Source organism: Hoeflea sp. (assembly GCF_984452065.1).
On record NZ_CFHWAF010000214.1, the window covers coordinates 1 to 4,859 of the forward strand.

The 4,859-nt window shown below is 60.7% G+C and carries 5 protein-coding genes; 1 reads left to right on the plus strand and 4 read right to left on the minus strand.

Going from position 1 to position 4,859, the window contains the following annotated elements:
- Positions 1 to 172: 172 nt before the first annotated feature.
- From murI to AC5E6N_RS23275, 3 genes are all read right to left on the minus strand, one after another.
- Positions 173 to 967 (minus strand): glutamate racemase, encoded by a 795-nt coding sequence (gene murI / locus AC5E6N_RS23265; RefSeq protein ID WP_491750039.1) that lies wholly within the window; start codon positions 965 to 967, stop codon positions 173 to 175.
- Positions 964 to 1,806 (minus strand): RNA methyltransferase, encoded by an 843-nt coding sequence (locus tag AC5E6N_RS23270; RefSeq protein WP_491750040.1) that lies wholly within the window; start codon positions 1,804 to 1,806, stop codon positions 964 to 966. The genes murI and AC5E6N_RS23270 overlap by 4 nt, the downstream gene beginning before the upstream one ends.
- A gap of 184 nt (positions 1,807 to 1,990) precedes the next feature.
- Positions 1,991 to 2,230 carry an alpha/beta fold hydrolase gene (locus AC5E6N_RS23275; protein ID WP_491750041.1) on the minus strand — a complete coding sequence of 80 codons (240 nt, stop codon included), beginning with the start codon at positions 2,228 to 2,230 and terminating at the stop codon, positions 1,991 to 1,993.
- Between the two features lie 183 nt (positions 2,231 to 2,413).
- Between AC5E6N_RS23275 and AC5E6N_RS23280 the strand changes: the two genes are divergently transcribed.
- Complete coding sequence (locus AC5E6N_RS23280; RefSeq protein ID WP_491750042.1) at positions 2,414 to 3,628, plus strand: NADP-dependent isocitrate dehydrogenase; 1,215 nt, start codon at positions 2,414 to 2,416, stop codon at positions 3,626 to 3,628.
- Positions 3,629 to 3,698: 70 nt separating this feature from the next.
- Here AC5E6N_RS23280 and AC5E6N_RS23285 read toward each other — a convergent pair.
- Positions 3,699 to 4,859 (minus strand): aq_1923 C-terminal domain (locus tag AC5E6N_RS23285; protein ID WP_491750043.1); only part of this gene is annotated, 1,161 nt, incomplete at its 5' end.

Sequence of the window (4,859 nt, forward strand, 5' to 3'; positions counted from 1 at the left end):
AACCGGTTTGTTCCCAAACCGGTCGAAGGAAACGCGCCCTCCTCTGCCGGCTGTTTTTGCCGACTGACAGAATGTCCGGCCTTGCGTTGCGGCGGTCATTCACGGGACACGTAACAAAAACCGGGCGCAAAGCCCGGAGACCGAGCGGATTTAGGCCAATCGGACCGGGTTGTCAATCCTGCCCGGAAAGGATTTGCAGACCGAAGCCGTTCATCAGCCGCCGGATGGCAAAATCCGGTTCACCGGAGGTGAACAGCGCGACATCCGGTTTCTCGGATACACTGTGGGACACAGTCAGGAGGGACTTGGCGCGCCGCGCAATCGCCTCCGCCGGATCGAGCCAGTCCACCGGCCAGGGAGCAAGGCCCCTGAAACGGTTTGCCAGGAACGGGTAATGCGTGCAGGCAAGGACGACGATATCGGTCTTGCGGTCGTTCTGCTCGACGAAACACGGCTCGATTTCGGCGAGAATGTCGTGGTGGTCGATGACATCACCGCGAATATAGCGCTCAGTAAGCCCGGCAAGGTTCTCCGAACCGACGAGGCGGACATGGCATTGCGACGCAAAAGACTGAATCAGATCGCGCGTATAGGCGCGACGCACCGTGCCGGGTGTCGCGAGGACACTGACAAGCCCGGATCGTGTGCACTCCGCCGCCGGCTTGACCGCCGGCACGGTGCCGACGAATGCCATATCGGGAAATGCCGCACGCAACGGCTCCAGAACCAGCGTCGATGCGGTGTTGCAGGCGATAATGCAGATGGCCGGTTTGTGGTCGGCGACAAGCTGCTCAAAAAGTCCGACGATACGCGCGCTCAATGCACTTTCCGCCCAGCCCCCATAGGGAAACCCTGCATCGTCCGCCACATAAACGAAGCGCCGCTCCGGAAGCAGGACCCGGGCCTCACGCAGGACCGTCAGACCCCCGATCCCTGAATCAAACAACAATACCGGCGCGTCGTTCAATCGTCTTTGTCCTCACTTGCCTTCGAACCGGCCGATACGCTCCGGTCGCCGGCCCCCGGATTCTTGCCCTTCGGCGCCTGCCGGCTGAACCGGTCAAGCGAGCGGATGACGCCCCGCAACACCCTGATTTCCGGCAGGTAAAACCCCTGCCGGCTCAGGACCGCCCGCAAATTGTCGACCATTTTTGGCTTTTTGTCGGCGGGTCGGAAATAGCCGCGCGCATCCAGCGCCTCCTCCAGATGATCGAAAAGCCCCTGGAGATCGGCCTTTGTCGCCGGCTGCATCTCGGTCTGGCCGAAAGGTGTCTGCTTCTCATGGGCAAGACCCGACTTCATCCACTCATAGGACATCAAGAGCACGGCCTGCGCGATATTCAGAGAAGCAAATGCCGGATTGATCGGATAGGTGACGATCTCGTCGGCAAGGCCCACCTCCTCGTTTTTCAGCCCCCAGCGCTCACGGCCGAAGAGAACACCGCACGTCTGCCCGGACGCCATTCGCCGGCGCAATGTCTCGGCGGCTTCCACCGGTCCGCGGACCGGTTTGAAGCCGTCCCGCTCCCGGGCCGTCGTTGCATAGACGAAATTGAGATCGGCAATGGCCTCCTCAAGTGTCGCGAAAACCGTAGCCGCATCGATGACGTGATCGGCCTTGCTCGCCGCCGATCGAGCCTTTTCGCTCGGCCAGCCGTCGCGCGGATTGACGAGGCGCAATTCCGACAGGCCGAAATTCGCCATGGCCCGCGCGACCATTCCGATATTCTCGCCAAGCTGCGGCTCGACAAGCACGATCGCCGGCCCGCCCGTCAGCAACTCCCTGTTTTTATCCGTCCCGGCCATAAAACTCGTCAGCCTTCAAATCTTGATGAAGGCCTTAACTGACACATCGCTGCAAATGAGAAAAGGTTGAAAAGGCGAAGGTCACCGAGCCTTAGGTGTTCGTTCCGGAAAGATCGCGCACGTCTCATCGAGACCGCGGCGTGAAAGCCAGTCCCTGACCGTGTCGGCAACTTTTTCCGGCTGTTCATGCAGGATCCAGTGTCCGCTGTCGGCAATCCGCTCGACGGTCAGGTCGTCCGAAACCGCGCTGATCGGGCGCGACGACACGAAAGGTCCGCGCCAGATAGGGCATGATGTCGCGCCAGGCGCCCCAATATTCCGGAAACCCGTGCAGACACAGCATCAGCGGCTTGTCGGGCTCACCCATCGAGACGTAATGCAGACGCCGCTCATCATCTTCAAAAACCGCCGATTCGAAGTCCATCCTCGCCATTCTCCCCGTTGCCGTCCGGCTCTGCCGGCACGGCCGGCCGGCCCTTGAACCACCTTATACGAATTCGCGAGACCGCCCGCCTTTGCCTTCCGGCATCACAATGGTATAGGAGCCGCGAACATCACCATATTTTGCGGGCGAAGCCCAATCCTTTCAGTAACGAGGCTCTTTCATATGGCAAAGATCAAGGTCGAAAACCCGGTCGTCGAACTCGACGGCGACGAGATGACCAGGATTATCTGGCAGTTCATCAAGGACAAGCTGATCCACCCCTATCTGGACATCGATCTGAAATATTACGACCTTGGCATGGAGAGCCGCGACGCCACCGACGACCAGATCACCGTCGATGCCGCAAACGCCATCAAGCAATACGGCGTCGGCGTCAAATGCGCGACCATCACGCCGGATGAAGCCCGCGTCGAGGAATTCAAGCTGAAGAAGATGTGGCGCTCGCCCAACGGCACGATCCGCAACATTCTCGGCGGCGTCATCTTCCGCGAGCCGATCATCTGCAAGAACGTGCCGCGCCTTGTCCCCGGCTGGACGAAGCCGGTCATCGTCGGCCGCCACGCCTTCGGCGACCAGTATCGCGCGACCGACTTCAAATTCCCCGGCAAGGGCAAGCTGTTCATGAAATTCGTCGGCGAGGACGGCCAGGAAATCGAACATGAAGTGTTCGAGTCGCCCGGCTCGGGCATTGCCATGGGCATGTACAATCTCGACAAGTCGATCGAGGACTTCGCCCGCGCCTCGCTGAACTACGGCCTGCAGCGCAAGGTGCCGGTCTATCTGTCGACCAAGAACACCATCCTCAAGGTCTATGACGGCCGCTTCAAGGATATCTTCCAGGAAATCTACGAAGCCGAGTTCGAGGACGCCTTCAAGGAAGCCGGCATCACCTATGAACACCGTCTCATCGACGACATGGTCGCCGCGAACCTGAAATGGTCGGGCGGTTATGTGTGGGCCTGCAAGAACTATGATGGCGACGTCCAGTCCGATACGGTCGCGCAGGGCTTCGGCTCGCTCGGCCTGATGACCTCGGTGCTGATGACGCCGGACGGCAAGACGGTTGAGGCCGAGGCCGCCCACGGCACGGTCACCCGGCACTACCGTCAGCACGAGAAAGGCGAAGAGACCTCGACCAATTCCATCGCGTCGATCTTCGCCTGGACACGGGGCCTCGCGCATCGCGCCAAGCTGGACGACAACGCCGAGCTGGCCCGCTTTGCCAAAACGCTTGAAGAGGTCTGCGTGGCGACGGTCGAAGGCGGTCACATGACCAAGGACCTCGCGTTGCTCATCGGCCCGGATCAGCCCTGGCTGTCGACCATCGGTTTCCTCGACAAGGTCGACGAGAACCTCCAGGAGGCCATGGCCGGCTGATCCCGGCGCAGCACTCAATCACATGAAAACCCGCCGCCCGGCGGGTTTTTTACGACGATCGAAAGACAGCCTAACGATTGGCCTCGACCGAAACGCCCAGAAGGCCGGGCAGCATTTGCGGCGCGGTCATCGCGCCGGCGGCGATCTGGGATACGGGAACGGGATTGTCGGGCGAAATGGTCAGGCTGAGATTGCGCGGATCGCTGAAGAACGTCTCGGCGGCATCCAGCACCATGTCCGTGAACTCGTCGTTGTCGACGGCGGTCAACGCCTGCCGCAACTGTTCCAGAAGAAGTTCCGACATCAGGTTTTCGCTGACATCCGCATCCTCCGCCATCAGCGCCATGGCCGTCTGGAAGCCACCTTCATTGACCAGTTGAAGTTCAAAGTCCTTGACGTTGAGCGTCGCGACCAGCGCCTGGTAGCTCGCCGGGTTTTCCATGACGAGCCGTGTCACGCCGCCCAGTCTCGCGCTGGCGCGAACCTTTCCGACCTGGCCCAGCTCGATGACGATGTTTTCGATCACCAGGTCCTCGCTGGTGGTGTCCCAGTGCAGCCTCAGCTTCTCGGTCAGGCGCAACGTATCGATGCCGGCGGCCTCGAACACGGCAACCGCCTCGTGATCGCCAAGCGCGGCAATCGGAAAAGACAGTCCCTCCGTGGCGATCTCCACGAATGTGGGCATCGGCGGCACAGAGGTTTCCAGATCCATGAAATAGCGGCCAAGGCTGATATCGCCCTCCGGCACTGCGCCGATGACCGAAAGTCCGGCCAGTTCCACGACGATTGAGCGCGGGGTAAAGAGCCTGGCAACCAGCAGCGGGTCCGGCTCCTCGAGATTTTCGGGTTCGGCAAGGAAGGCCTCGATCGGCCCGAACGGCGGAAACTCGATATTGCCGACCAGAAATCCCCCGAGTTCAAAAGCGCCTTCCGATCCGAGATCGAACGCAACCGAGGAAATCGAGAATTCGCCAAGGCCGTCCGCGCTCAAATCCTCAACAAGGATCTGCCCGATCTCGCCCGAACCCGCCTCTGGCGGCGCATCGAAACCGACCGACAGTCCGTCGATGAAAAAACGGCCGATGGAAAAAGAACGATAGACGTCGATGACCGAAAGAACGATCTGCGAAACGTCAGGCTCGCCGCCCGCCGCAAGGCTGTCGAGAAAAGCGAGCAGGTCCGTCTGCGGCGGGCGCAGGGCCAGGTCCTCATAGCCGCTGTGATCGATGAC